This is a genomic window from Sporosarcina sp. ANT_H38, assembly GCF_008369195.1.
Taxonomy (GTDB): domain Bacteria; phylum Bacillota; class Bacilli; order Bacillales_A; family Planococcaceae; genus Sporosarcina.
The window spans coordinates 1,562,411-1,588,406 of record NZ_VOBC01000001.1 but is presented as its reverse complement, the minus strand read 5'-3'; the positions used below and the strand labels follow the sequence as shown (position 1 = coordinate 1,588,406).

Annotated in this window: 26 protein-coding genes; 18 read left to right on the top strand and 8 right to left on the bottom strand. The window is 41.2% G+C overall.

Translation table 11 applies throughout. The features are described from left to right. Window positions 1–84: 84 nt before the first annotated feature. Complete coding sequence (locus FQ087_RS07535; protein ID WP_188006724.1) at window positions 85–1,464, bottom strand: glycine--tRNA ligase; 1,380 nt, start codon at window positions 1,462–1,464, stop codon at window positions 85–87. Window positions 1,465–1,777: 313 nt separating this feature from the next. Between FQ087_RS07535 and ccpN the strand changes: the two genes are divergently transcribed. The 9 genes from ccpN to FQ087_RS07490 all read left to right on the top strand — a co-directional run bounded on the left by ccpN (window position 1,778) and on the right by FQ087_RS07490 (window position 10,800). Then, window positions 1,778–2,407: a transcriptional regulator CcpN gene (gene ccpN, locus FQ087_RS07530; protein ID WP_149579858.1), complete on the top strand. Its 630-nt coding sequence runs from the start codon at window positions 1,778–1,780 to the stop codon at window positions 2,405–2,407. A 10-nt stretch (window positions 2,408–2,417) separates the two neighbouring features. After that, window positions 2,418–3,233, top strand: coding sequence for a pyruvate, water dikinase regulatory protein (locus FQ087_RS07525; RefSeq protein WP_149579857.1), 816 nt, complete (start codon window positions 2,418–2,420; stop codon window positions 3,231–3,233). A 272-nt stretch (window positions 3,234–3,505) separates the two neighbouring features. After that, a complete protein-coding gene (gene dnaG, locus FQ087_RS07520) occupies window positions 3,506–5,317 on the top strand; it encodes a DNA primase (protein ID WP_149579856.1) in 1,812 nt (603 codons plus the stop codon). 37 nt (window positions 5,318–5,354) lie between these two features. Then, a complete protein-coding gene (rpoD, locus tag FQ087_RS07515; protein ID WP_149579855.1) occupies window positions 5,355–6,473 on the top strand; it encodes an RNA polymerase sigma factor RpoD in 1,119 nt (372 codons plus the stop codon). Between the two features lie 66 nt (window positions 6,474–6,539). Then, a complete protein-coding gene (locus FQ087_RS07510; RefSeq protein WP_149579854.1) occupies window positions 6,540–7,091 on the top strand; it encodes a hypothetical protein in 552 nt (183 codons plus the stop codon). A gap of 92 nt (window positions 7,092–7,183) precedes the next feature. Beyond that, a complete protein-coding gene (locus tag FQ087_RS07505; protein WP_149580798.1) occupies window positions 7,184–8,323 on the top strand; it encodes an acyl-CoA dehydrogenase family protein in 1,140 nt (379 codons plus the stop codon). A 170-nt stretch (window positions 8,324–8,493) separates the two neighbouring features. Next, window positions 8,494–8,871, top strand: a complete 378-nt coding sequence (gene cccA, locus FQ087_RS07500) for a cytochrome c550 (protein WP_149579853.1) — start codon at window positions 8,494–8,496, stop codon at window positions 8,869–8,871. Between the two features lie 115 nt (window positions 8,872–8,986). Next, window positions 8,987–9,685 (top strand): tRNA (adenine(22)-N(1))-methyltransferase, encoded by a 699-nt coding sequence (locus tag FQ087_RS07495; RefSeq protein ID WP_149580797.1) that lies wholly within the window; start codon window positions 8,987–8,989, stop codon window positions 9,683–9,685. Further along, window positions 9,682–10,800 carry a Nif3-like dinuclear metal center hexameric protein gene (locus FQ087_RS07490; RefSeq protein WP_149579852.1) on the top strand — a complete coding sequence of 373 codons (1,119 nt, stop codon included), beginning with the start codon at window positions 9,682–9,684 and terminating at the stop codon, window positions 10,798–10,800. The genes FQ087_RS07495 and FQ087_RS07490 overlap by 4 nt, the downstream gene beginning before the upstream one ends. 763 nt (window positions 10,801–11,563) lie before the next feature. Here FQ087_RS07490 and FQ087_RS07485 read toward each other — a convergent pair. Next, window positions 11,564–12,541 (bottom strand): 4-hydroxy-3-methylbut-2-enyl diphosphate reductase, encoded by a 978-nt coding sequence (locus FQ087_RS07485; RefSeq protein ID WP_149579851.1) that lies wholly within the window; start codon window positions 12,539–12,541, stop codon window positions 11,564–11,566. 64 nt (window positions 12,542–12,605) lie between these two features. After that, window positions 12,606–13,169: a VrrA/YqfQ family protein gene (gene vrrA / locus FQ087_RS07480; RefSeq protein ID WP_149579850.1), complete on the bottom strand. Its 564-nt coding sequence runs from the start codon at window positions 13,167–13,169 to the stop codon at window positions 12,606–12,608. 113 nt (window positions 13,170–13,282) lie between these two features. Between vrrA and FQ087_RS07475 the strand changes: the two genes are divergently transcribed. Together FQ087_RS07475 and FQ087_RS07470 are read left to right on the top strand one after the other, a co-directional pair. Then, a complete protein-coding gene (locus FQ087_RS07475) occupies window positions 13,283–14,578 on the top strand; it encodes a DEAD/DEAH box helicase (RefSeq protein WP_149579849.1) in 1,296 nt (431 codons plus the stop codon). Continuing rightward, window positions 14,575–15,480, top strand: coding sequence for a deoxyribonuclease IV (locus FQ087_RS07470; protein WP_149579848.1), 906 nt, complete (start codon window positions 14,575–14,577; stop codon window positions 15,478–15,480). The genes FQ087_RS07475 and FQ087_RS07470 overlap by 4 nt, the downstream gene beginning before the upstream one ends. A 70-nt stretch (window positions 15,481–15,550) precedes the next feature. Here FQ087_RS07470 and FQ087_RS07465 read toward each other — a convergent pair whose 3' ends face one another. Next, on the bottom strand, window positions 15,551–15,799 hold the full coding sequence (locus FQ087_RS07465) for a hypothetical protein (RefSeq protein WP_188006668.1): 249 nt from the start codon (window positions 15,797–15,799) through the stop codon (window positions 15,551–15,553). A gap of 102 nt (window positions 15,800–15,901) precedes the next feature. Here FQ087_RS07465 and FQ087_RS07460 point away from each other — a divergent pair, with 102 nt between their 5' ends. The 3 genes from FQ087_RS07460 to FQ087_RS07450 are packed head-to-tail and all read left to right on the top strand — an operon-like array spanning window position 15,902 to window position 17,948. After that, window positions 15,902–16,672, top strand: coding sequence for a metal ABC transporter ATP-binding protein (locus FQ087_RS07460; RefSeq protein ID WP_149579847.1), 771 nt, complete (start codon window positions 15,902–15,904; stop codon window positions 16,670–16,672). Next, the gene (locus FQ087_RS07455; protein ID WP_149579846.1) at window positions 16,669–17,535 is read left to right on the top strand and encodes a metal ABC transporter permease; all 867 of its coding nucleotides are present in this window, start codon (window positions 16,669–16,671) and stop codon (window positions 17,533–17,535) included. Before FQ087_RS07460 ends, FQ087_RS07455 begins: the two co-directional genes overlap by 4 nt. Further along, entirely contained in the window at window positions 17,532–17,948 is a 417-nt protein-coding gene (locus FQ087_RS07450) for a Fur family transcriptional regulator (RefSeq protein ID WP_149579845.1), read from the top strand. The genes FQ087_RS07455 and FQ087_RS07450 overlap by 4 nt, the downstream gene beginning before the upstream one ends. A 41-nt stretch (window positions 17,949–17,989) precedes the next feature. Here the strand turns inward: FQ087_RS07450 and FQ087_RS07445 are convergent, their stop codons facing one another. From FQ087_RS07445 to FQ087_RS07430, 4 genes are all read right to left on the bottom strand, one after another. Further along, the gene (locus FQ087_RS07445; RefSeq protein ID WP_149579844.1) at window positions 17,990–18,577 is read right to left on the bottom strand and encodes a 5' nucleotidase, NT5C type; all 588 of its coding nucleotides are present in this window, start codon (window positions 18,575–18,577) and stop codon (window positions 17,990–17,992) included. Next, window positions 18,574–19,698 carry a flavodoxin-dependent (E)-4-hydroxy-3-methylbut-2-enyl-diphosphate synthase gene (gene ispG / locus FQ087_RS07440; protein ID WP_304624687.1) on the bottom strand — a complete coding sequence of 375 codons (1,125 nt, stop codon included), beginning with the start codon at window positions 19,696–19,698 and terminating at the stop codon, window positions 18,574–18,576. Before ispG ends, FQ087_RS07445 begins: the two co-directional genes overlap by 4 nt. Window positions 19,699–19,784: 86 nt before the next feature. Next, window positions 19,785–20,132, bottom strand: coding sequence for a hypothetical protein (locus tag FQ087_RS07435; protein WP_149579843.1), 348 nt, complete (start codon window positions 20,130–20,132; stop codon window positions 19,785–19,787). 45 nt (window positions 20,133–20,177) lie between these two features. Further along, window positions 20,178–20,681, bottom strand: a complete 504-nt coding sequence (locus tag FQ087_RS07430) for a DUF1189 family protein (RefSeq protein WP_149579842.1) — start codon at window positions 20,679–20,681, stop codon at window positions 20,178–20,180. A 202-nt stretch (window positions 20,682–20,883) separates the two neighbouring features. Here FQ087_RS07430 and FQ087_RS07425 point away from each other — a divergent pair, with 202 nt between their 5' ends. The 4 genes from FQ087_RS07425 to FQ087_RS07410 all read left to right on the top strand — a co-directional run bounded on the left by FQ087_RS07425 (window position 20,884) and on the right by FQ087_RS07410 (window position 25,983). Beyond that, window positions 20,884–22,515: a Na/Pi cotransporter family protein gene (locus FQ087_RS07425; RefSeq protein ID WP_149579841.1), complete on the top strand. Its 1,632-nt coding sequence runs from the start codon at window positions 20,884–20,886 to the stop codon at window positions 22,513–22,515. Window positions 22,516–22,539: 24 nt separating this feature from the next. Further along, window positions 22,540–23,022, top strand: a complete 483-nt coding sequence (locus tag FQ087_RS07420; RefSeq protein WP_149579840.1) for a DUF456 domain-containing protein — start codon at window positions 22,540–22,542, stop codon at window positions 23,020–23,022. A 98-nt stretch (window positions 23,023–23,120) separates the two neighbouring features. Further along, a complete protein-coding gene (locus FQ087_RS07415) occupies window positions 23,121–23,723 on the top strand; it encodes a superoxide dismutase (RefSeq protein WP_149579839.1) in 603 nt (200 codons plus the stop codon). 112 nt (window positions 23,724–23,835) lie between these two features. Next, the gene (locus FQ087_RS07410; protein ID WP_149579838.1) at window positions 23,836–25,983 is read left to right on the top strand and encodes a peptidoglycan D,D-transpeptidase FtsI family protein; all 2,148 of its coding nucleotides are present in this window, start codon (window positions 23,836–23,838) and stop codon (window positions 25,981–25,983) included. The last annotated feature ends 13 nt before the right edge of the window (window positions 25,984–25,996 follow it).

Genomic DNA, 25,996 nt, shown 5'->3' with positions numbered 1-25,996 from the left:
GAAAAAACCAGTCAAACAACATGTTAACATGTTGTTTGACTGGTTTTATATTTTATCAATTAAGTTAAGTTCTTGGAGTTTAGCTTAAAATTCAAGCTGTTTTGCAATATAATCTTTCACTTCTGAAATTGGCATGCGGGTTTGTTCCATTGAATCGCGGTGACGAACTGTCACTTGACGATCTTCTTCGGAATCAAAGTCATACGTAATACAGAATGGCGTTCCAATTTCATCTTGACGGCGGTAACGTTTGCCGATAGATTGTGCATCATCGTATTGAACGTTGAAATGTTTACGTAGTTCCGCATATACCTCGTCTGCACCTGCCGCGAGTTTCTTCGATAGTGGCAGAACAGCAGCTTTTACTGGAGCAAGTGCTGGGTGGAAACGAAGAACAGTACGCTTGTCGTCGCCTTCTAGTTCTTCTTCAGCGAATGCGTCGCAAAGGAATGCAAGTGTTACACGGTCCGCACCAAGTGAAGGTTCGATACAATAGGGTACAAATTTTTCGTTTGTAACAGGGTCCAGGTAGTGGAAATCTTCACCGGAATGCTCCATATGACGGTTCAAGTCGAAATCAGTCCGGTTTGCAATGCCCCATAGTTCACCCCATCCGAACGGGAATTTGAATTCGATGTCAACAGTCCCTTTCGAGTAATGAGAAAGTTCGTCTTCATCGTGCTCACGTAAGCGCATATTGTCTTCTGACAAACCAAGATTCAATAACCATTGCTTTGAAAATTCACGCCAGAATGCGTACCATTCCATGTCTTCGCCAGGCTTACAGAAGAATTCAAGTTCCATCTGTTCAAACTCGCGTGTACGGAATGTAAAGTTCCCCGGTGTAATCTCATTACGGAAGCTTTTCCCTATTTGTCCAATACCAAAAGGCATTTTCTTTCTCATTGAACGCTGTACGTTTTTGAAGTTTACGAAGATACCTTGTGCTGTTTCAGGGCGAAGGAAAATTTCATTCGCTGATGAATCCGTAACACCTTGTGTTGTTTTAAACATCAAGTTAAACTGGCGAATATCTGTATAATCCATAGCGCCACAAGTAGGGCAGACAACGTTATGTTCGTTGATAAGCTCTGCCATTTTATCGAAAGATAGGCCATCTACAAACATTTCAATACCTTTTGCATCGAGTGCATCTTCAATTAGTTTGTCTGCACGATGACGTGTGTTGCATTTTTTACAATCAATCATCGGATCGTTGAAGTTTCCGATATGACCTGAAGCTTCCCACACTTTCGGGTTCATGAGGATAGCTGCGTCAAGACCGACGTTATACGGCGATTCTTGAATGAATTTCTGCCACCAAGCTTTTTTGATATTATTCTTTAATTCGATACCAAGCGGGCCATAATCCCACGTATTTGCAAGTCCTCCGTAAATATCAGAGCCTTGGAAAACAAAACCTCTTTGCTTTGCTAAGTTAACAACTTGTTCCATTGACATAATAAATCCCTCCAATTAAAATAAGCACCCATCCCTGGACATATGTCCAGGGACGAGTGCATGATTACCCGCGGTTCCACCCTAATTGGCTGTATGAACAGCCCTCTTTAACAGTGCATTAGCTCCAGGTTGCCGTTTCATGTCGGTACGGGCTTTCACTATCCCCGCTCGCTTCAATTTGACATTACTCATAGTCCTATCTTCGCCTATTCAATTCTACCTTAGTTTAGCATGGTTCCGCTTTCTTCGCAATAGCGCTCATCTTCGTATATAATAATCAAGGATAAACAATTGAACGCTTAGGGCGGTGACATATATGGAACTGAATAAGCGTCAGACGGAGATTTTTGAAATCGTTAAAGCAGATGGGCCGATCACCGGTGAACACATCGCGGAGCGGCTCAAGCTAGCGAGGGCTACAATCCGTCCTGACTTAGCTATTTTAACAATGGCTGGCTTTTTGGATGCAAGACCTCGAGTAGGCTATTTTTATTCGGGAAAAAAACCTGCCCAATCGGTAGCAGACAGTATGACCGGTATGAGGGTACGTGACTTCCAGTCTATTCCGGTCGTTGTCGAAGAAAACATTTCGGTTTATGATGCAATTTGTCAAATGTTCTTAGATGACGTTGGGACATTATTCGTAGTCGATCAATCTTCATTTCTTACTGGAGTCCTTTCAAGGAAAGACTTGCTAAGGACAAGTCTTGGGAACAATGAATTGGAGAAAATTCCGGTCCATGTGATTATGACGAGAATGCCAAATATTACGTATTGTGAAAAGCAAGATACGCTTCTTCATGCGGCAAAGAAAATGATAGACAAACAAATTGATTCGCTACCTGTTGTCATTGACAATGGAGGGGGACTAGAAGTTGTTGGCAGGGTTACGAAAACCAATATTACTGCAGCCTTCCTTTCACTTGCGGATGATCACGAATTATGAGGGGGATACTATGAGGAAGCTATCTTTGTTCATCATTTCCGACTCAGTCGGAGAAACGGCCGACCTTGTTGCAAAAGCCGCGGCAAGTCAATTCAGACAAGGGCTAGAAACTGTGTTAATTAAAAGGTTTTCACATGTTGAAGACGAATCTCAACTTGATGAAATCGTCTATTTAGCAAAACAACAAAATGCTATTATCATCTATACGCTTGTGAAGACCTCAATGTGTCAAAAACTAAAAGAAGCATGTCAAACTAAAAAAATTCAGAGCATCGATCTCCTAGGCCCTATTATTGAGCGAATTGGTATGGAACTCGGTGAAAAGCCATTGGAAGAACCAGGACTCGTACGGAAACTTGATGAAGATTATTTCAAAAAAATTGAAGCAATTGAATTCGCGGTTAAATATGACGATGGTAGGGATCCACGGGGGATTGTAAGAGCCGATATTGTTCTCGTAGGGGTTTCAAGAACTTCGAAGACACCATTATCGCAATATCTTGCCCATAAACGTTACAAAGTGGCGAATGTTCCACTTGTGCCTGAAGTAGAGCCACCGGAAGAATTATATATGATTGACCCTGCTAAATGTTTCGGACTTGTTATTTCACCGGAAAAACTAAACTCTATTCGGAGAGAACGTCTCATTGCACTTGGTTTAAAAGATGATGCAAATTATGCACGAGTTGAACGGATACAAGCCGAAATTTCTCATTTCAATAATGTGATTTCAAAAATCGGCTGCAATGTTATTGATGTAACAAACCGAGCTGTAGAAGAAACTGCAAATGTCATACTAAGCGAAATTACTAATCGTATTCCTTAAATGAGAAGTGGGGAATACTGTTAAGCGTGTTATCGAGCGGTGTTTAAAAACAGGACACTGTGACGTAGAAGGACCGACCGCGAATCCGGGTAGGTTCTTCTTTTGTGGATGAATAAAAATTTTTTTGTGAAATATGAGGTTTAGATAGAGATAAAGCCCTCCTATTAGTGTAGTATGAAAGATTCCGAGTATAATCGAAAATATTTTGTCGAAAAAGAAGGATTTTTGAATACTATCTCGAATTTAATCTAGATAGAGTGGTTGGTGATAGGATGACGAGAATACCAGAAGAGACGATAGAAGCCGTCCGATCAAAGACCGATATTGTAGATCTAATTGGAGAATATGTGCAACTTACAAAAAGAGGGAAGAACTGGTTCGGGCTTTGCCCATTTCACGATGAAAGTTCACCTTCTTTCTCTGTTACCGAAGATAAACAACTCTTTCATTGTTTCGGATGTGGCGCTAGTGGAAATGCGATTACGTTTATTATGGATATTGAAAATAGCCCCTTCACTGAAGCGGTTGTAAAGCTCGCTGAACGAACAGGTATTGAAATCGATGCTGCGGTTAGTGAAGGGTCCGGTGCGAAGCCGCACAATGAATTTAAATCTATGATTGAGGCGCATGCTCTTGCTGCAAACTTCTATAGTCATCTACTCCTAAACACTGTAGAAGGTGAGGAAGCACTAGAATATCTTGAAAAAAGAGGGTTTACGAGAGAGAGTATCGAAAAATATGGAATCGGGTGGTCGCTAAATGATAATGAAGCCCTAACGAGTCTCCTGAAACGTAAGAGTTTCGATATGAGAGAAATGGAACGAGCTGGACTCTGCATTATGAAAGACAATGGGACAGGCTATTTTGACAGATTTCGAGCACGTATCATGTTCCCGCTTCATGACGACAATGGAAACGTTGTGGCATTCTCCGGACGAATACTTTCCGGTTCAAAACAGGAAGCAAAATACTTGAATAGTCCTGAAACCCCGATATTCGAAAAAAGTCATATTTTGTACAATTTTCACAGTGCACGTCTTAACGTCCGGAAAACGGGTAAAGTAATACTGTTCGAAGGATTTATGGATACGATTTCGGCTGATCGTGCGGGTGTGACGAATAGTGTTGCCGTAATGGGCACATCTTTATCAGATACGCATCTTTTAAAATTAAAAAGAATTGCTAAAGAAATTATCATTTGCTGTGACGGAGATGATGCCGGATGGGAAGCAGCAAAACGATTTGCAGACTTGGCCACTCAAAAAGGGTTGGATGTTAAAATCGCATTGTTGCCTGGCAAGATGGACCCTGATGACTACATCACAGAGCAAGGCGGTGATGCATTCCGTGAGAAAATCATTGGTAATCCGCATTCATTCATGTCGTTCATATTGGCTTATGCAAAGCGATCAAAGAATTTATCTTATGAAAACGATGTGTTGCAATATATCCATGAAGTACTGGAAGAATTAGCGAAGCGTTCATCGCCAGTAGAGCGGGATCTTTATTTTCGACAGCTTTCAACAGTGACCGGTGTGTCAATCGAAGCCATTAATCAGCAATTTATAAAAATGGCCGGGCATCAGGCAAAGAAAGCAAAAGTGGAACCGAAACATGGGGAAGTAATACGACCTCAAAATACTGTTCCAATTAGGAAAAAGACAGGCGCGGAGCGAGCAGAGCGATTGTTACTATGTCACCTGCTAAGCGACGGAGAACTGTTTGATCGGTTACGAGCAAACAAGCAAAACTTGTTCGTCCGAGAAGACTATGTGGCAATTTTTATTCGACTTGCCGGGTTTTACGAGCAACATGGAACACCAGATTTTCATCGATTTGCAGAGTCATTAGAAGATAGGGAACTTAGAAAAATTGTTCTAGAATCTGCAATGGTGGAAAGAGATCCTGAACATGCAGAAGAAGAAATAGCTGATTGCATTAATCATTTGGAAAGATTTAAAGTCACTATGACGATTCAGGCGAAAATGCAGGAATCAAAAGAAGCAGAGAAAATAAACGATCATACCCGGGCGCTGGAGCTGGCCAGGGAAATTATACAGCTCCGGAAATCATTGACGACGTAATAGTCGTTTTCCGGTGTACTAAGGAGGAACGGGTAAGATGAGTAAAAAAGAGCTAGCTGAAGATATGGAAATTGAAATGACAGTTGAAGAAGTGAAAGCAAACCTGTTGGAGGCCGGAAAGAAAACAGGAGAACTTACGCTTGATGAGGTGACTGAAAAGTTATCTGTATTTGAAATGGAGCCTGAACAGTTCGAGGAATTTCTTGATTTGATTGAAGTGCAAGGAATTGAAATGGACCGTAAAGCCGACGAAGATGCTGTAGAAGAAGGTAAAGTAGTAGCAGAAGAAAAGTTCGATTTAAATGACCTCAGTGTACCGCCCGGTGTTAAAATCAACGATCCTGTGAGAATGTACTTGAAAGAAATTGGTCGTGTTGATTTACTGACAGGTGCGGAGGAAGTCCAACTTGCAATTCGCATTTTGGATGGCGACGAAGATGCGAAAAAACGGCTTGCTGAAGCCAATCTGCGTCTAGTCGTAAGTATTGCAAAAAGGTATGTTGGACGTGGAATGCTATTCCTTGACTTAATTCAGGAAGGGAACATGGGACTTATAAAAGCAGTCGAGAAATTCGATCATACGAAGGGCTTCAAATTCAGTACGTACGCTACATGGTGGATACGTCAGGCAATCACTCGTGCAATCGCTGACCAAGCCCGTACGATCCGGATTCCGGTTCATATGGTCGAAACCATCAATAAATTGATTCGTGTTCAGCGTCAATTGCTACAGGATCTTGGGCGTGAACCATCTCCGGAAGAAATTGGAGAAGAAATGGAATTAACTGCTGAAAAAGTACGTGAAATCCTGAAAATTGCACAAGAACCTGTATCACTTGAAACGCCAATTGGAGAAGAAGATGATTCACATCTCGGGGACTTCATAGAAGACTCGGAGGCTCAATCACCGTCTGATCATGCTGCATACGAGTTATTGAAAGAACAATTGGAAGATGTACTCGATACGCTGACAGACAGAGAAGAAAATGTACTTCGTCTACGTTTTGGTCTCGATGATGGCCGAACAAGAACACTTGAAGAAGTAGGCAAAGTGTTCGGTGTTACCCGTGAACGAATTCGGCAGATTGAGGCGAAAGCATTACGTAAATTGCGCCATCCATCTAGAAGTAAACGACTAAAAGACTTTCTTGAATAAAAAAAAGCATCGGCATAATTTGTGCCGATGCTTTTTTTTACAATTCACCAAGGAGCGATTTGTAAATTGAATCCACAGAGAAAACGAATGATTATTTCTGAAATAAAGTATTGGAAACAGAATAAGCTGTTGCCCGAGCATTACTGTGACTTCCTTATCACCCTTTATGCCCAAGGTGAGGAAGAAGAGGAAGTAAAAGCTATCGAAGCAATTCTAGTCAAGGAAAAAAAGAAATTGAAACGTACCGTTATTATGCTTTCCATACTTGCAATAATCGTTAGTGGAGGCATGTTTGTGTTCATCCAATACCCGGGATTGACACTTGTTCTAACTGCTGCTGTTTCGTTATCGTTTCTATTACTGACGCTGCGCAAATCAACTAGTCAAATGGGAGTCGCACCTTTTTTATACATATTGGCCTCCTTTATGTTGCTTTTAATGTCACTGAAGTTATGGGACGTCTTTTTTGAAGGGCATACGATGTTGCTAATTGGATTGCTAATATTAAATTGTGCGCTTTGGTTATTTGCAGGACGTATGCTTAAATTGCAGTATTTCTCAATTTCTGGTGCAGCAGGATTACTATTAATCACTGGATTCCTACTTGTGTCGTTTTGAATTCTCCTAATCTTTTAATAGTAGTTGTGTAAACGTAAGATAATTCGCTATAATTAAATTTGTAAGCGTTCACAACGAAGGGGATGAAGATGTTGAATTACGATTTGACAGAAGAGCAGCAGATGATTAAAAAAATGATTCGGGAATTCGCGGATCAAGTTGTTGCGCCAGGTGCCATCGACCGCGATCGGACAAAAAAATTTCCAGTAGAAGTGTTTAAACAGCTTTCGGAAATGGGTATGATGGGTTTACCGTTTTCCGAGGAATATGGGGGCGGGGGAGCTGACACGGTAAGTTTCGCAATTGTCACTGAGGAACTGAGCCGTGCATGTGCGTCAACGGGAATTACATATTCGGCGCATATTTCACTGGGAGGGGCGCCGCTCAGTCTGTTTGGTTCCGAAGAACAGAAACATAAGTATTTGACGCCAATCTGTACTGGGGAATCGTTTGGCGCCTTTGGATTGACAGAATCGAATGCGGGATCTGATGCAGGGGGAACGCAAACGACTGCAAAAGATGACGGTGATGATTATGTCATCAATGGTTCAAAAGTGTTTATCACAAACGCAAGCTATGCTAAGCACCTTGCAATTACCGCTATCACGGGGAATGAAGGCGGGAAGAAAGAAGTCAGTGCAATAATCGTTCCAACTAATGCAGAAGGTTTCACTGTTATCGATAACTATGAAAAAATGGGGCTGAATGCTTCTAATACAACTGAACTCGTGCTTGACAACGTCCGCGTAGGGAAAGAAAACCTACTAGGCGTGCAAGGTAATGGTTTCCGCCAATTCCTCGTTACTTTAGACGGAGGGCGTATTGGAATCGGTGCAATGGCAGTCGGAATCGCTCAGGCGGCGTTTGACCGCGCACTTCGCTACTCTAAAGAACGTAAGCAGTTCGGAAAAACGCTATCTGAGTTCCAAATCACACAATTCAAACTGGCTGATATGGCGATGAAAATCGAACTTGCACGTAATATGGTCTATAAAGCAGCATGGCTGAAAGATCAAGGGCGTCCATTTTCGAAAGAAGCTTCCATGTGTAAATTGTACGCTTCAGAAATCGCTATGCAAGTGGCAAGTGAATCAATCCAAATTCATGGCGGTTATGGCTATATGAAAGAATATGAAGTGGAACGCTATATGCGTGATGCCAAGCTTCTTGAAATTGGAGAAGGCACTTCGGAAGTCCAAAGAATGGTCATTGCAAGACTTATTGGTTGTTGACGTAAAAATAACAATGGGTGTAACCAGATAATGCAGAAATATTTGCCGAATTTGTCACAAAAACCGAAAAGATCATCGATAACTCTTTCAGTTTTCTATAGGATACAGTACAATAATAGTTGTGTACTGTATTCATTACAGAATAGATCCTGATAAAGGAGGGTAATTCAATGAGTAAAAATCCAATAATTCCTTATATCCTGATATTTGCGCTTGGAATTGGTCTTATTTTCTTCATGTCCCTTTATGGACTTGAACAGAAAAAGGAAATCGCTGATGAAGGTGAAAATGGAAAGACTGAAGAAACTGAAGAAGTTCCGAGTTCTGCGGAATTTGATGCTGAAGCAGTTGCTCAAGGGAAATGTATCGGTTGTCACGGTGGAGATCTTTCAGGAGGAATGGGACCAGGATTAGTTGGAACTAAACTTTCTAAGGATGAAATTAAAGCTATCATTTTAAATGGTACGGATGGCGGAATGCCAGCAGGACTCGTTAAAGACGATTCTGAACTCGATGCAATGGCAGACTATATTTTATCACTTAAGTAATCCTTAATTAGGAAAAGCTGTTAGTTAACAGAGTGTTTCTGTCGACTGATGGCTTTTTCTATTTGCTAATAGGGATAAATCCAATACAATGAATTTATTGAAAGGCGGAGATAAAATGAATTCCGAGCGATTATCTAACAGATTAAAGGCGGTTGCTTCTTTCGTTGAGGAAGGGGCAGTCGTTGCGGATATCGGCAGTGACCACGCTTATTTACCATGTTTTCTCATTCATACTAAGAAAGTGGAGAAGGCAGTCGCAGGGGAAGTAGCCAAAGGGCCGTATGAATCTGCGCTTAAAAATGTGCGGCGGGAAGGTTTTTCAAAGGAAATTACGGTACGAATGGCAGATGGTTTGTTCGCTATCGAAAAAAATGATGCTGTCGATACAGTGACGATTGCTGGAATGGGTGGACCACTTATTGCAACTATCTTGGAAAGTGGCAAAGATCGTCTTTCCCAAGTGAAGCGAATCATCACACAGCCAAATATATATTCGAGAGCAATCCGTGAATGGGCTGTTTCTAACGAATGGGAAATTGTAAACGAGCAAATTTTAAAAGAAGATGGAAAAATATATGAAATTATAGTGATGGAAAAAGGGCTAGCGGCGTATGGAGAACTGGAATTGATGGCTGGACCTTTCTTGCTAGCATCTAAAACCGAGGTATTCATTGAAAAGTGGGAAAGTGAATTATTGGAATGGAATCGAGTGCTTGATGCTCTCAAAAAAACAAATGAAACAGATGCTATTAAAACGAAAAAAGCACAGTTAGTACGACATATTGATTTGGTTGGAAAGGTGTTGACAACTTGAAAAAAGTGAACGGACATGAAATTATTACGCTTTTTGAACAATGGTCCCCTAAATACTTTGCTATGGATGGAGATCCGGTAGGTCTTCAAGTCGGGCAATTGAATCGGCTTGTAGAAAAAGTTCTCGTCACATTGGATGTCAATGATAAAGTAATTGATGAGGCAATCAAAAAAGGTGTAAAACTCATCATCGCACACCATCCACCGTTGTACAGGCCATTGAAAAGCCTTTTGACGGATACATCGCAAGGCAGCATAATCGAGAAGTGCATAAAAAATGATATTGCTGTTTATGCAGCACATACAAATCTTGACGTTGCACCGGGCGGAGTGAATGATATGCTTGCTGAAAAACTTGGTTTAGTTGACACGGAAATAGTTGAGCCTACATATTCTGTACCTCTTTATAAACTGGTTGTTTTCAGCCCTGTAACGTATGCGGATGAAATTAGACAAGCGCTTGGAAAAGTGGGTGCCGGTGCAATTGGAGATTACTCAGGATGTAGTTTTAGTTCATCAGGTACCGGCCGTTTTACACCCATCGCAGGGGCTGAGCCGTTTATCGGTGAAATCGGTAAAGGTGAGGAAGTCAAAGAGGAAAGAATCGAAGTGGTTTTCCCGGGACCTTTACGAAATAAGGTACTAAAGGCAATGCTAGGGGCGCACCCATACGAAGAGCCTGCATATGATTTATTTGCTCTCGATCAACAGTCAAATGAATATGGTCTTGGCAGGATTGGGAAACTTCAAGAAAAGACAACTCTCGGACAATTCGCTACATTTGTAAAAACTGCTTTTGGTGTCCCAGCATTACGATTTGTCGGCGATCCAAACAAGGAAATTTTGAAAGTTGCGGTACTAGGTGGAGACGGTAATAAATATATTGGAGCCGCTAAACGAAGGGGAGCGGATGTTCTTGTAACAGGTGATATGTATTACCATGTTGCTCATGATGCAGAAGCGATGGGACTTGCTGTCATAGATCCAGGTCACAACATTGAAAAAGTGATGATTCGCGGTGTTGCGGGCTATATGCAGGCAGCTTGTGCAGACGCCCGCTACGATGTGTCGTTCATCGAATCGGAAATCATCACGGAACCATTTACTTTTATTTAATAACTCAAGATAAATAAACCGGTCCTCTGCAAAGAGAGGGCCGATTTATTTTAAAGATAACACGTCTGTTGATTAACTATTTATTTACATAAAATACTGGTGAGAAGGGTTTGATAACCTCCATTTTCACTGGACCATTTCCGGCTCGCTCTCGGCAAAAAATTCATGACAGGTTTAAGGAGGAATTGCAACACTCTTTTCAGTATTACTGTTGAAATAGTACTGTCGCGTTTGTACAATGTTCAAGTGGAAAATGCAATTGCTTTGAAAGAAAAGAATAGATGACTTTCTATAGAAATTGTGAGTGCCCGAAGATACAATTTCGGACACTCTATTACGTTGTACAATGTGAACCTTGCTTACTTTTAGCAAAGAGTATGCATCTAATCATGTGATGCCTTATAGAAAGTGACACTACTATAAAATAAATTAGAAAAAATCGTAGAGAAAGCATCAGCCGCCAAAATTGCATCTTTGGTGGCTTTTCTTCATGTAAGAAGGCCTCTATTCTTTCGTCCAAAAAAATTCAGCACTCTGTGAAATTAGGCATTTAGAGCGCGACGGATGAAGGACAACCAGATGATTACCGAAAAAAGGTGTGTAGGGATGCGACAAAGCCGCATCCCTACACACCCAGACATTTCGGTAGTCGTACTAGAAGTCATTCAATCCAAAGTGATACAAAAGCGCCACTATACAAGTAGCCGCAGTGGCTATTAAAGTAATTTACTGGTTACTTAACGTCTAGACTCTAGTACATAAATTATGTTGTTGTGTGAGGTTCTATTCGTTCCACGGGTGTAGGGTTTTTAATTTTCGGCAGGATTTTATCCAATTGGAATTTTCGCTCTGGATGATGTGTAGAAGGATCTTCCGGATTGAAATTTTCGAGGAAAGCAATCACTTCACGAACAATTAATGTTGGTGTTGAAGCACCCGCTGTGACAGATACAGTTTCGATACCCTCCAGCCACTTCACGTCCAGTTCTGAAATATCCGAGATCCGGAAAGAAGGAGTGTTGGCGATTTCGACAGAGACTTGTGTCAGACGGTTCGAGTTGTTACTCTTCGGATCACCTACAACGATTAGAAGCTCTGATTCACCCGCATGTTCTGCGACGGCCTCCTGTCTTACTTGGGTAGCAAGACAAATTTCCTTATGAACTTCAATATGTGGATATTTTACTGTAAGTGCGTCCATAATGTGAACAACATCCCATTGGCTCATTGTCGTTTGGTTTGTGACGAGCAGTTTATGATTCTGTACAGTAAGGTTTTCGACATCTTCAATCGTCTCTATCAAATGTACTGCGTGCGGTGCCACACCGATTGCACCTTCCGGCTCTGGATGGAACTTTTTCCCGATATAAATGATATCGTAACCTTCGGCAGTCTTTTCCTCAATCAAGTCGTGAGTTACGGTTACATCTGGACATGTCGCATCAATTGAAACGAGACCTTTTCTTTTTGCAAGTTCACGTACTTCTGGTGAAACACCATGTGCTGTGAAGATGACTGTGCCCGTCTCAACTTTTTCAAGAATTTCTAAACGATTTTCACCGTCAAGCGTGATGATGCCATCTTCTTCAAATGCATCAGTTACATGTTTGTTATGGACAATCATTCCCAATATATAAATGGGTCTCGGCAATGTTTTGTCGAGTGCCGCATTTCTCGCGATGATCATTGCGTCGACAACCCCATAGCAATAACCCCTGGGGGTAATCTTTAATACTTTCATGCAGTTTCACTCCTCTAATAGGATCTACCACCCATTATAGCGGAGTTGGGTGGCAGATTCAAAATTATCGCGTAGGAGGCTGAAATACACGGGGCACTGATAGACCGGACGCAGCACTAGCAACTACTGACCGCGCGGCGGACGCTCCGCTTGCAGGCAAACTAGCAACACCGGCTGCAGGAAGTGATTGAAAGCCTTTGTACAATCTCCACATTGCAGGCAAGTTTTGAACCATTGGAGCGAATTGTTGGACCACGGGAGCGAATTGCTGAGCTGTGTTTAGGAATTGATTTGCTGTTTGCATGTAAGTCTCCATTCTTGATGGAGCTTGCTGTCCTCCTTGACCAGGCATTGGACCTCCGGGTGAATTGCCCATCGGTCCCCCGGGTGGATTGCCCATTGGCCCTCCGAACGGATTACCCATTGCCCCTCCGGGTGAATTACTCATGGGCCCTCCGAACGGATTACCCATTGGCCCCCCAGAAGAATTGCTCATCGGATCATTCATGAATGGTTGTATGGGTGGTTGCGGTTGCCCCATTTGAGGAGGTGATCCAAAGCTCGTTTGTCCCATGGAAGTCGGTTGCGATTGTTGTCGCGCGAATGGATAAAAGGATTCATACCTCATAACTTATCTCCTTTCAATAATTCAGAATGGACTTTCACATTGTATACTATGCGAAAATCACATACGGCGGAACGAAATCGTGTTATAATAGTTGTACATTAGGAGGGTTACGAATGTCTAAATTTACAGACTATCAATTTAAATCATTTATACGAGAAGCAATCGGGAGGCTCGGCTTTGAAAATCCGACACCGATCCAAAAGGAAATCATACCGCTTATCCTGAAAGGGACAAATGCAATCGGCCAAGCACATACAGGGACGGGGAAATCTCACAGTTTCCTAATACCAGTATTGCAACGTACAGATGCAGCTGTAGATGAACTGCAAGTGGTTATTACGGCCCCGACGAGAGAGTTGGCGACGCAGCTGTACAATGAACTTGCGAAGATGACAGAGGGTACGGAAGTGCGCAGTACACTGCTCATAGGTGGTACGGACAAAATGCGTTCTATCGGGAAATTGAAATCGAATCCGCATATTATTGTTGGAACGCCAGGACGAATTAATGATATGTCCGAAAATGGGGCACTCACTATTCATACCGCGAAAATTTTAGTTATTGATGAAGCGGATCTTGCATTCGACATGGGCTTTATCGAAGATATCGATAAATTCGCATCAAAAATGCCTTCAAAACTTGAAATGTACGTGTTTTCTGCGACGATTCCGGAAAAATTAAAACCATTTCTTAATAAATACATGGAATCACCTGTACATGTGAAAATTGGTGAACGTAAGCCGTTGACGGAAGGGATGCACTACTCCCTTGTTCCTGTTCGCGGTATGAGTAAAAAGAAAAAGTTGTTGCAAGTAATGGAAGGAATCAATCCTTATTTGGCGATCATCTTTATGAATACAAGACAAAATGCTGAAGGCCTTGCAACTTTCCTTTCAGAAAGCGGCGTGAAAGTCGGAAGAATTCACGGCGATTTAACACCACGTGAAAGAACGAGGATGATGAAACAAATCCGTGATCTAGAATTCCAATATATAGTAGCGACAGACCTTGCAGCACGCGGAATTGATATTCCGGGTGTCAGTCACGTTATTAACTTCGAACTTCCTGACGACCTTGAATTTTTCATTCACCGTGTGGGACGTACTGCACGTGCAGGACTTAAGGGAAATGCAATTACACTATATGAACCATCTGAAGACGATAAAGTAGTTAGAATTGAAAAGATGGGCATTCCTTTTGTACATGAAGAAGTAAAAAATGGTGAGTGGATTGAAGTAAAAGAGCGCCATTCGAGACGAAATCGAGTAAAAGAAATTGACGATATCGATCGTAAAGCAATCTCGTTCGTTCAAAAGCCGTCGAAAGTGAAGCCAGGTTACAAAAAGAAAATGGCTCAGCAAGTAGAGAGCTTCAAAAAACGAGAAAGGAGATTGAAACGTAAAAAATGACAAATGATAAACCATTATTGCTTGGCTCCCACGTTTCGATGAGCGGCAGCAAAATGCTGCTAGGCTCAAGTGAGGAAGCTGCAAGTTACGGAGCAAACACATTCATGATTTATACCGGTGCTCCACAGAATACACGGAGAAAACCGATTGAGGAACTGAATATTACAGCTGGTCATTTGAATATGAAGGAGAATGGACAGTCAAATATTGTTGTCCATGCTCCGTATATTATCAACATTGCTAATACGTTAAAGCCTGAGACATTTAGACTAGGCGTCGACTTTTTGCAAAGTGAAATTGAACGTACAGCTGCACTCGGTGTGAATCAGATTGTACTTCATCCGGGAGCGCACGTTGGTGCGGGTGTTGACTTAGGAATTGCTAAAATCATTGAAGGACTAAACGAGGTTCTTTCCCAGGACTATCCAGTTCGCATTGCCCTCGAAACGATGGCGGGGAAAGGAACTGAGTGCGGCCGTAATTTTGATGAAATTGCTGCGATTATTGATGGGGTCACACATAACGAACGTTTATCGGTTTGTTTTGATACATGCCACGTTCATGATGCGGGATATGATATCGTAGGTGATTTTGAAGGTGTATTAAACGAGTTCGATAAAATTGTGGGCATGGACAGGATATCTGTTATTCATGTCAATGATAGTAAGAACGAGCGCGGTGCAAAGAAAGATCGTCATGAAAATATAGGTTTCGGCCATATTGGTTTTGAACCACTTTCATATATTGTGCATCATGAAGGATTCCAATTAATACCTAAAATTCTCGAAACGCCTTTTGTAGGTTTGGATCCGAAGAAGAAGTCTTCACCTTATCAACATGAGATAGAAATGTTTAAAACAAAATCGTTTCAACCGGATAAGATTGATTTGTTAAGAATCTAATAAGGAAATCCCGCCTGTAAAGTATCTAACAGCAGGCGGGATTTTTACGTTTATAGGCGCTTAGAAGTTTTTACTTAGTCGAGTCTAAATACTTCTTGAAAAGAATTTCTGTTTTATTATCACCAATAGCTATCCGGATTTTTTTGATAAATGTTTCAGGAATACCTGTGAAAAGCCAATGGAAAGAAATTTCATCAAGCAAAGGTCGGAGTGCTCTTATCTCTTTTTTTGAAAGGTCAATCCCGTATTGGCTTGCTATGATTTCGATTTCAGAATCACTTCTCATTTTTACTTCATTTAAAAGTTGGACATAATCCACTGATAATTCCCTCTTTCTTAAATGGTTGTATCCACTCGTGTCTTGGTTTATAATTTGACGAGTGAATCGGAATGATTCCTGTTTCAAGGAAGGGATTGTAAAATGACGAATAACCTTATTCAATTGGACGATGTCAGTTTCAGTTATGAACAGTCAATCGCCCTTGATCATATATCTCTCCAGGTAGGAGAGGGTGAGTTTTGGGCATTGATAGGACCGAATGGTTCTGGAAAATCAACACTCCTCAATATTATTCTCGGTCTCTTACAGCCGACTAGCGGTTCGGTAAAGCTTTTTGGTTCGGAAATAGGATCATTTAAGCACCGAGAACGGATTGGCTATGTTTCACAGAAATCCAATTCTTTTAATTCAGGTTTCCCTGCGACCGTCCTTGAAGTCGTGCGCAGTGGATTAACGCGTAAGGTAGGGATGTTCAAAAGTTTTTCGAAAAAAGATGTGCAGCGAACATTGAAAGCACTTAGCATCGTTGGTATGGAAAATTTCGCTAAACGTAATATGGGTGAGCTCTCCGGTGGTCAACAGCAGCGTGTTTTCATAGCAAGAGCGCTTGCAGGAGAACCGGATCTACTTATTATGGATGAACCGACAGTAGGTATTGACCAACAAAATGTTGCGTCGTTTTATTCTATGCTTAATACATTAAATCGTGAGCATGGAATTGCAATTTTGCTTGTGACACATGAAATTGACCTTGTTACTGATCTCGCAACCCATGTGGCTTGTTTAAATCGAACAATTCATTTTCATGGTATACAATCAGATTACAAAAAAATGGAAGACGATGATGTTTCAAGATGGTATGGGCATCCTGTTCGCCGTGTCCATCAAAAGTTGGATGAGGTGGAACGATGATTAATGATATTTTATCGTATGAGTTTCTGCAAAATGCATTTATTTCGGGTATAATCATCGGAGTTATTGCCCCTTTACTTGGTTTATTCATCGTCGTCAGACGTCTTTCTCTTATCGCAGATGCGTTGAGCCATGTTGCGCTTGCAGGAATCGCTGGAAGTCTTTACTTAAGTCAGCAAGTACTCTTTTTTGCTGCGCTGAATCCAGTTTACCTTGGGATAGCATCCGCTGTAGGTGGGTCCCTGTTGATTGAAAAGTTGCGGGGCGCATATCGTCATTATGAAGAACTGGCCATTCCTGTTATTTTATCGGCTGGTATTGGTATTAGTGCTATTTTCATCTCATTATCGAAAGGCTTTGGCTCAGATTTGATTGGCTATTTATTTGGCTCTGTTTCGGCGGTTAGCAGGCAGGATTTGATCGTTGTCATCGTCATTGCAATCATTGTTATCGCTTATATCCGGCTTCTTTATAAAGAACTATTTGCCTTGTCATTCGATGCGGAGTATGCCAAAGTTTCCGGTGTTAATTCGCGTTATATCCAGATGGTGTTCATGATCATTGTAGCGCTTGTCATTGGGGCCTCTATGCGGATTGTTGGTATTTTACTTGTGTCATCATTAATGACAATTCCGGTAGCGGCGGCTATTCAACTTGCGAAAAGTTTTAAGGGGGCAATGATTTATTCGATTATTTTCGGCGAGTTAGCCGTTATTATTGGACTTGTTTCGGCCTATTATCTTGATATAGCCCCTGGTGGAACAATCGTTATAACTTCAATACTAATTTTACTAGTGGTGCTCGCTTGGAAGAAAATACGGGGTGGACGTAATGTCCATGCAGTAATGGGGGAGTTGGAATGACACTGGATGAGGCATGGCGTATCCTACAGGAAAACCAATTTAAAAGAACGAAAAACAGAGATACAATTTTGCGTTTTTTCTCGAGTAAAGATCGTTATGCAACTGCTCTCGAAGTAAGGAATTTCATGGAAGATGATAATCCGGGAATAAGCTTCGATACGATTTACCGAAATCTATCTACCTTTTCAGAGCTGGGTATTCTTGAAGAAACCGATTTGAACGGGGAACGGAATTTCCGTATGCAGTGTGAACCAGGCGTCCATCATCACCATTTCATCTGTACCGCATGTGGTAAAACGCGCAACATTTCATATTGCCCAATGGAAATGATTACTGTCAATTTGCCAGAATACGAAGTGCAAGGACATAAATTCGAAATCTATGGAAAATGTCCGCTATGTGTGGAAAAATAAAAAACGGTGTGAAACTCTAACAAGAGTTTTACACCGTTTTTTTAGTTGAATAAAGGTTCATCTATAGGAAATAACTTTTTGATCAAATTATTCGCTTCTTGCCAATCGTAGACACGAATTACGCCTTCAGGAATGTGTTTCCGGTTATAAGGTGTGTCGAATAGAATGACGGGAATGTCGAGTTCTTCATGGATTTCAACTGCATTGTCATGTTTGTCTTCGAAAAATGCATGAACACCGTACTTTTTCGCAGTTTCAATTTTATGATGACTTCCGACGAGCTCGATATGATCGTATGGGATTTCCTGTTGCTTGAACCAGTCTAGCGTGGAATCGTAGACATGATGGCCACGGGCAGAAATGTAGTACAGTTCAAACTGAGCTTGCCAATTGGTTAGTATTTCTTTGGCATATTCTTGTGCAGGAGAAGCTTTGTAGATAGTAGACTCCGCACTTTTATACCACTCGTAGAAATCTGCCTCATCAACCGTAAACGCTTTTGTTAGGTCATATTCTTTAATATCATCTAAAACTAGATTACATCCGAATTGCTCATTGATGTGCGGTAGCAGAGAAGTGGGGCATGTCACTGTACCGTCTATATCGATACCGAAGCGGAGATTTCTCATTCCGCTGTCTCACCTTGTAGGAGAAGTTCTTCTTGTCTTTTCTTTTCGAAATATTCTTCCGCAAGTTTGTCGATTTCGATTTTTAATTCTTCTACCATTGTTGCTTCTGGTACTTTGCGTACCGTTTTCCCTTTCATGAAGAGAAGACCTTCGCCGCGTGCACCCGCAATTCCAATATCCGCTTCACGGGCTTCGCCGGGGCCGTTGACAGCACAGCCTAGTACTGCAACTTTTAGTGGCGCTTTAATATGTGAAATATATTCTTCGATTTCATTTGCGATCGTAATGAGGTCAATTTCAATCCGCCCACAAGTAGGGCATGAAATTAGTGTCGCAGCGTTTGAAGAAAGGCCGAATATTTTCAGTAACTCGCGTGCCACTTTAACTTCTTGGACAGGATCAGCACTCAGCGATACACGCATCGTGTTTCCGATGCCTGCGGATAAAAGGGTACCAAGACCTGCAGCACTCTTAATAGACCCTGAGAACAGCGTCCCAGACTCTGTAATACCTAGGTGTAAAGGATAATCGAATGCAGCCGCCGCTTTCTGATAAGCTTCAACCGCTAAATTTACATCAGAAGCTTTCAATGACACGATGATATCGTGAAAATCGAGGTCTTCCAATATTTTAATATGATGCAGAGCACTTTCGACCATTCCATCGGCAGTAGGGTATCCGTATTTTTCAAGGATCTTTTTCTCAAGGGAACCGGCATTGACACCAATTCGAATTGGAATGCCTTTGGCTTTAGCTGCATTGACGACAGCTTCGACTTTAGCCTGTCTTCCGATATTTCCGGGATTGATACGAATCTTGTCTGCCCCTTGTTCAATAGCGATCAACGCCAGTTTATAGTCGAAATGAATATCCACAACGAGAGGAATATTGATACGTTTCTTGATTTCACCGATTGCGTAAGCAGCGCGTTCATCAGGACATGCAACACGGACGATCTGACATCCAGCATCCTCTAAGCGCATGATTTCTGCTACAGTCGCTTCGACGTCATGTGTTTTCGTAGTTGTCATACTCTGGATGAAAAGTTCATCACTTCCGCCGATTGTCAAATTACCAACCTTGATAGGACGTGTATTTTTTCTGTTTATCATTGCACTCATTGAATTCTCTCCTTAGTCGGCAATTAGCCTCATAACTATAACTATTTTAGCAATCTTCATAGCAAAAAGACAAGGGACAACCCTTATCACTCAGACTCTATACATTTTTCCGTTTGCATTTCGGACAGGGGAAGTACTATATTTTCACCGCCGATAATCTTTTGGTTTTGAAGATGTGGATTCAAGGCGTAGAAGGATGACAACCTATCAATGAAACCGGATTCAGGATCTGGATACAATGCGAATAGCGTTTCAATTGTATCTCCATCAACTGTTGTAACAGGTATCGTTTTCATTTGTACTTCTTCACATTGTTGTTGTTTTTCTTGTTGTTCTTGATCAAAAGAAGCAAGTGGGATCGTGCCTTCCACTAAATCGAGTCGGATGAAATGAATTGTTACGAATAATAAAACTGCGAGTAGTAGTATTCTCATGGAAATTCCCCCTTTCGCCACTATATGCACGAAAAGGGAAAGTATTCATTGAGGTATTTTTGGATAATACTTAGCTGCAACTGTAATATAAGCTAAGTGGACACCGGATGTAATAACTGTACTTAAGTTTTTCATTGCCGGAAGGAAATCAAACCCGATTGTCAAAACAATAGGGATGGTAATGGCAATAGCGGAAGTTCTCCACATATGACGGTATTCCCCACGCCTTTTCATCAGTTTTAATAGGAGTATTCCTACGTATCCAAAAATGCTGATCCGGATGAAGATGTAAGAGGTGCTGATAACAAGCTGAAGAAGAAATGCTATCGGATAAATGAGTCCTCCAATTGTTTCTCCATGTTCTATTAATTCGGGTGAGGCTTCAAATAATACTGCATCCCCTGCTATATAGCGGATGAATGATAGCAATGTGAACAAAGCAACGAAAATGAAAACATAGCGAAACACTTTACCGATTGGTAAAAGGCGAAATGCGGCTAGTTTTTTCGGTTCATGGATTGCTGCTTTGAATAGCTGGTGGAACTTCATATTAAACCTCCTCTATCTACACCATTCTAACATTTAACAATGCCATTGTGTTCGCAACTATTTCCAACAAAATGATGACAATTTGTAAACCAATTGTTAAGGGAATGTAAAGATTGAGCTAGTTCTATTTACAATTTGGGGTAGCTATCCCCATAATGAGATGCGATACGATACATAAAGCGTAATGGAGGTTGACTGCATAATGGAGGTAAACTGGCAGGAAATGCTGTTTCAGTTTCTTGGTGGACTTGGAATTTTCTTGTTCGCAATAAAGTATATGGGAGACGGTCTTCAAAAAGCGGCGGGTGATAGGCTCCGCGCAATCCTTGACCGATTCACAACGAATCCGTTTATGGGTGTACTCGTCGGAATTATCGTCACAGTCTTGATTCAATCGAGTTCTGGAACGACTGTAATTACAGTAGGACTTGTGAGTGCTGGTTTTATGACACTTCGTCAAGCTATTGGTGTCATTATGGGAGCCAATATCGGGACGACGATAACGGCGTTCATAATTGGCCTTGATGTCGGAGCATATGCACTGCCTATTATGGCGATTGGAGCATTTCTCATATTCTTTGTTAAGAAAAGTCAGGTTAAAAACTTGGGAGAAGTCATTTTTGGTTTCGGAGGACTTTTCTTAGGACTCGAATTAATGAGCGGAGGTATGAAGCCTCTAAGAGAATTAGAAGCATTCACTGATATGATGATATCGATGAGTGATCAACCGGTGCTCGGTGTAGTTGTCGGTACAGTATTTACTTTGATTGTTCAAAGTTCGAGTGCGACAGTCGGTATTATGCAAGGTCTTTATGCCGAAAACCTCATAGATTTAAATGGAGCATTGCCGATTCTTTTTGGAGACAATATCGGGACGACGATCACGGCTATTCTTGCATCAATCGGTGCATCAGTAGCGGCGAAACGAGCTGCGGCGACGCATGTCTTATTTAACGTTATTGGAACGGTTATATTCATGCTAATTCTTATACCATTCACTGCTTATGTCGAGTGGATTTCAGGGGTATTGGCCCTTGAAAATAAAATGCAAATTGCCTTTGCACACGGCTCGTTCAACATCGCAAATACAATCATTCAGTTCCCATTAATCGGAGCGTGGGCATGGTTGGTTACAAAAATGATTCCAGGTGAAGATGTTACAATCGAATATAAACCGAAGCATTTGGATAGACACTTTATAGAACAATCACCAGCAGTTGCGATTGGACAAGCGAAAGAAGAAATTATTCGCATGGGTGAATTCAGTGTTCGTGGTTTACAGGAGTCTTTCGAATACTTGAAAACAGGTAATAAAAAACATGCGGAGACCGCTTATCAGATTGAAGATGCCATCAACAATTTGGATAGAAAGATTACGGATTATCTTGTTGAAATCACTTCAGTCAGTATTTCGCCGGTTGAATCTGCACGTCATTTCATGCTGTTGGATACGGTCCGTGATATTGAGCGGATTGGTGATCACTTTGAAAACATCATCGAACTTATTGATTTCCGTGATGTCAACCGTGTAAAATTGACGGAAAATGCGATGAGTGATTTGACAGAAATGTTCACCCTGACAATCGAAACAGTTCAAAAAGCTATTGACTCACTCAACCAAAATGATATGGAATTGGCAAGGACAGTTGCTGAAAAAGAAGTTCTCATTGATAAAATGGAACGGAAATTCAGAAAAAACCATATTTTAAGACTCAATGAAGGTCGTTGTACTGCACAATCAGGCATGGTTTTTGTTGATATCGTTTCTAACTTGGAACGTGTCGGAGACCATGCTGTGAATATAGCAGAAGCAATTCTAGGAAACAGAGCATAATCGTTCGTATTGGAGGAGAATTTCATGGAATTTATAGGTTGGATTATTGCAATTGCCATGTTTATTATTGCTTTTGCTGGACTCGTATATCCAATAATTCCATCTGCTCTCTTTATAATAGGAGGTTTCCTTCTATATGGGCTAATCGATACATTTGATGGGATGAATATTTGGTTTTGGATCATTCAGGTATTGTTCGTTATCTTGTTGTTCGGAGCGGATACCTTATCAAATCTCGTAGGTGTGAAAAAATTCGGAGGTTCTAAAGCAGGTATGTGGGGGAGTACAATTGGACTTCTTTTTGGTCCTTTTCTCATACCGTTTGCCGGTATTTTAGTAGGTCCATTTTTAGGGGCAGTCATCGCGGAGCTTGTCGTATCTAGGTCCGGAATAAAGCAATCCGTAAAAACAGGTATTGGTTCGCTCGTCGGATTTTTCACTTCGGTTGTGACAAAAGGGTTTGTCATGATTGTTATGATTGTTGTCTTTATGTTCTTTATCAGATGAAGTGTTCCAAAATAGTCCATTTTATTTGAACGTTATTCATTAGTTTGATAATGTTAATGAGTAGTATATTTTTGAAACTCACTAGGAGGAATGGACAAATGACTTACAAATTACCAGAACTACCTTACGCATATGATGCACTTGAACCACACTTTGACAAAGAAACGATGAATATTCATCACACTAAACACCATAATGCATATGTGACGAACCTTAATAACGCACTTGAAGGAAACGAAGAACTTCTAAACAAATCAATCGAAGATCTTATTGCTAATCTTGACGCTGTACCTGAAGACAAGCGTACGGCAGTCCGTAATAATGGTGGCGGCCACGCGAATCACTCACTATTCTGGGAGCTTCTATCAGCAGATGGTGGTGGTAACCCATCAGGCGCACTTGCTGAAGCAATCGACAACAAGTTCGGCAGCTTAGATGCATTTAAAGAAGAATTTGCAAAAGCCGGTGCAACTCGTTTTGGTTCAGGTTGGGCTTGGCTTGTATTAAATGGTAGCGAGCTTGAAATTATGTCAACTCCAAACCAGGATTCACCAATCATGGAAGGTAAAACGCCTCTTCTTGGTCTTGACGTTTGGGAGCACGCGTATTACTTAAACTATCAAAACCGTCGTCCTGACTACATTTCAGCGTTTTGGAATGTTGTTAATTGGGACGAAGTTGCAAAACGTTACGGTAAATAATATATTAACGCTAACTAGAAGGAACCAAGCACACATCTTGTTCGTCAAGATGTGTGCTTTTTCCTTTTGGGATGATATAATTCAGAGTGGTTAACGTAGAAGGAGTGACATTATGAAAAAACAGGTTCGTAAGGCGGATCAAGCTAAAATACGCCAACGAAAACATATTACATTCCGGATGAATTTCCTATTCTTTTCTATCTTTGTTCTATTTTCTGTGCTTATTTTCCGTCTTGGCTATTTACAAATCGTTAAAGGGGAAGAATATTCCCGTGAGTTGGAAAAAAAGGAAGAAATACCTATCAACACAAGCGTGCCGAGGGGGAAAATATTTGACCGCATGGGGCATGTTCTGGTTGATAACGATCCGAAAAACGCCATTACATATACGAAAATGACGTCGACGAGCTCGAAAGATATGCTGGAAATCGCTCAAAAACTCGCAGATTTGATTGAAAAAGACACGAAAAGAATTACTATTGGGGATAAAAGAGATTTTTGGATATTAAAAAATCCAGAAAAGGCGTTGAAAAAAGTATCCAAAAAGGAACAGCTGGCACTTGAAAAGGGTAGTTCGCTCTCGCGGATAGAGGCTCAGCGTAAGATTAATAGTCTCACGCGAGAACGGGTTACAGACGAGGAAATTGAATCATTCACGGATGAGGAGTTAGAAGTGCTCGCGATATACAGGGAAATGATGTCGGGCTATGCTTATTCTCCGCAAATAGTGAAAAGTGGAGATGTAACAAAAGAGGAATTCGCAATTGTATCTGAGCGTCTGGGAGAATTACCTGGCGTTGATACAACGACGGATTGGGAGCGAGTGAAAAAATCGGATAATGCGATTCTGGGTTCAACGACTAGCCCCATTGAAGGTCTTCCGAAATCTAGGGAGGATTATTTCTTGGCGAGGGGTTATTCAAGAAATGACCGTGTCGGAAGAAGTTATATCGAGCAATATTATGAAGAATTATTAAAAGGGCAAACAACAATTGTCAAAAACATTAAAGATCGAAAAGGTAGCGTGGTTGAAACGAAAACAATTAGGGAAGGAGAACCTGGTAAGGATCTAATTCTAACGATTGATAGCGAGTTGCAACAGGAACTTGAAAAGATTGTGTCTGATAAACTATTGGAATTGAAAAAGGGGCCGAATTCACAAGAACTAGATAGGGCCTTCCTAGTCATGATGAATCCGAATAACGGCGAAATCCTTTCACTAGTTGGTAAGCAAGTCGTTACTAATAAGGAAACAGGCAAGCTTGAAATATGGGACTATGCATATGGTACATTTACTGCGCTTCATGAGGCCGGATCGACGGTTAAGATGGCTACGCTTCTTACAGGATATCAGGAAGACGCAGTAAGTATAGGTGAAGTGAAGATAGATGAAGAAATTAAAATCGGGGGAATCAGAAAAAAGTCGCTGTTCAATAAAGGCTACAGGATTCCTGTAAGTGATATCCAAGCAATTGGAAGATCTTCAAACGTTTATATGTTCAAAATCGCAATGGCTGTGGCAAATGCTAACTATCGATATGGAGAGTCGCTGAGTATCGATAAAAAGGCTTTTGATACTTTCCGACAATCTTTCGCATCTTTTGGATTGGGAACAAAAACCGGAATTGATTTGCCAGGCGAGGCAGCTGGTCTCATTGGCGATAGCACCTTGACTGGGATATTACTAGACTTGTCAATCGGGCAGTACGATACCTATACAACGCTTCAACTTGCACAATATGTATCTACAATTGCAAATGGGGGCTATCGTGTGGCTCCTAAAGTACTAAAAGAAATACGTCAACCATCTGAGGATGGTGAAATTCTTGGTCCGCTCATTCAAGAGTCAGAGGTCAAGGTCTTAAATAGGATTGAGAACACAGATGCGGAGATTGAACAAGTGAAGCGCGGGATGCACTATGTGTATTATGGAGCTGATGGGACTGCTCGAAATATCTTTGCTGGAAAAGACTATGATGGAGCTGGAAAAACGGGGACAGCACAGGCATTTAGTAATGGGAAGCCAACAATCAATCTTTCACATGTCGGTTTTGCACCTTATGAAAACCCAGAAATTGCATATGCAGTTGTCATTCCGAATATATCTACAGATCAGCGTGTTTATAAATACGCCCAGAATGATATTGTAAAGCAAGCAGTAGATGAATATTTTAAGTTGAAAGCAAAAAGAGCTAAAGAGGAAACCTCAACAGCAGCTAAGCAACCAATCATCCAAGCGCCTGAAATAGAGTCCAAATAAAAAAGTAGGAAAA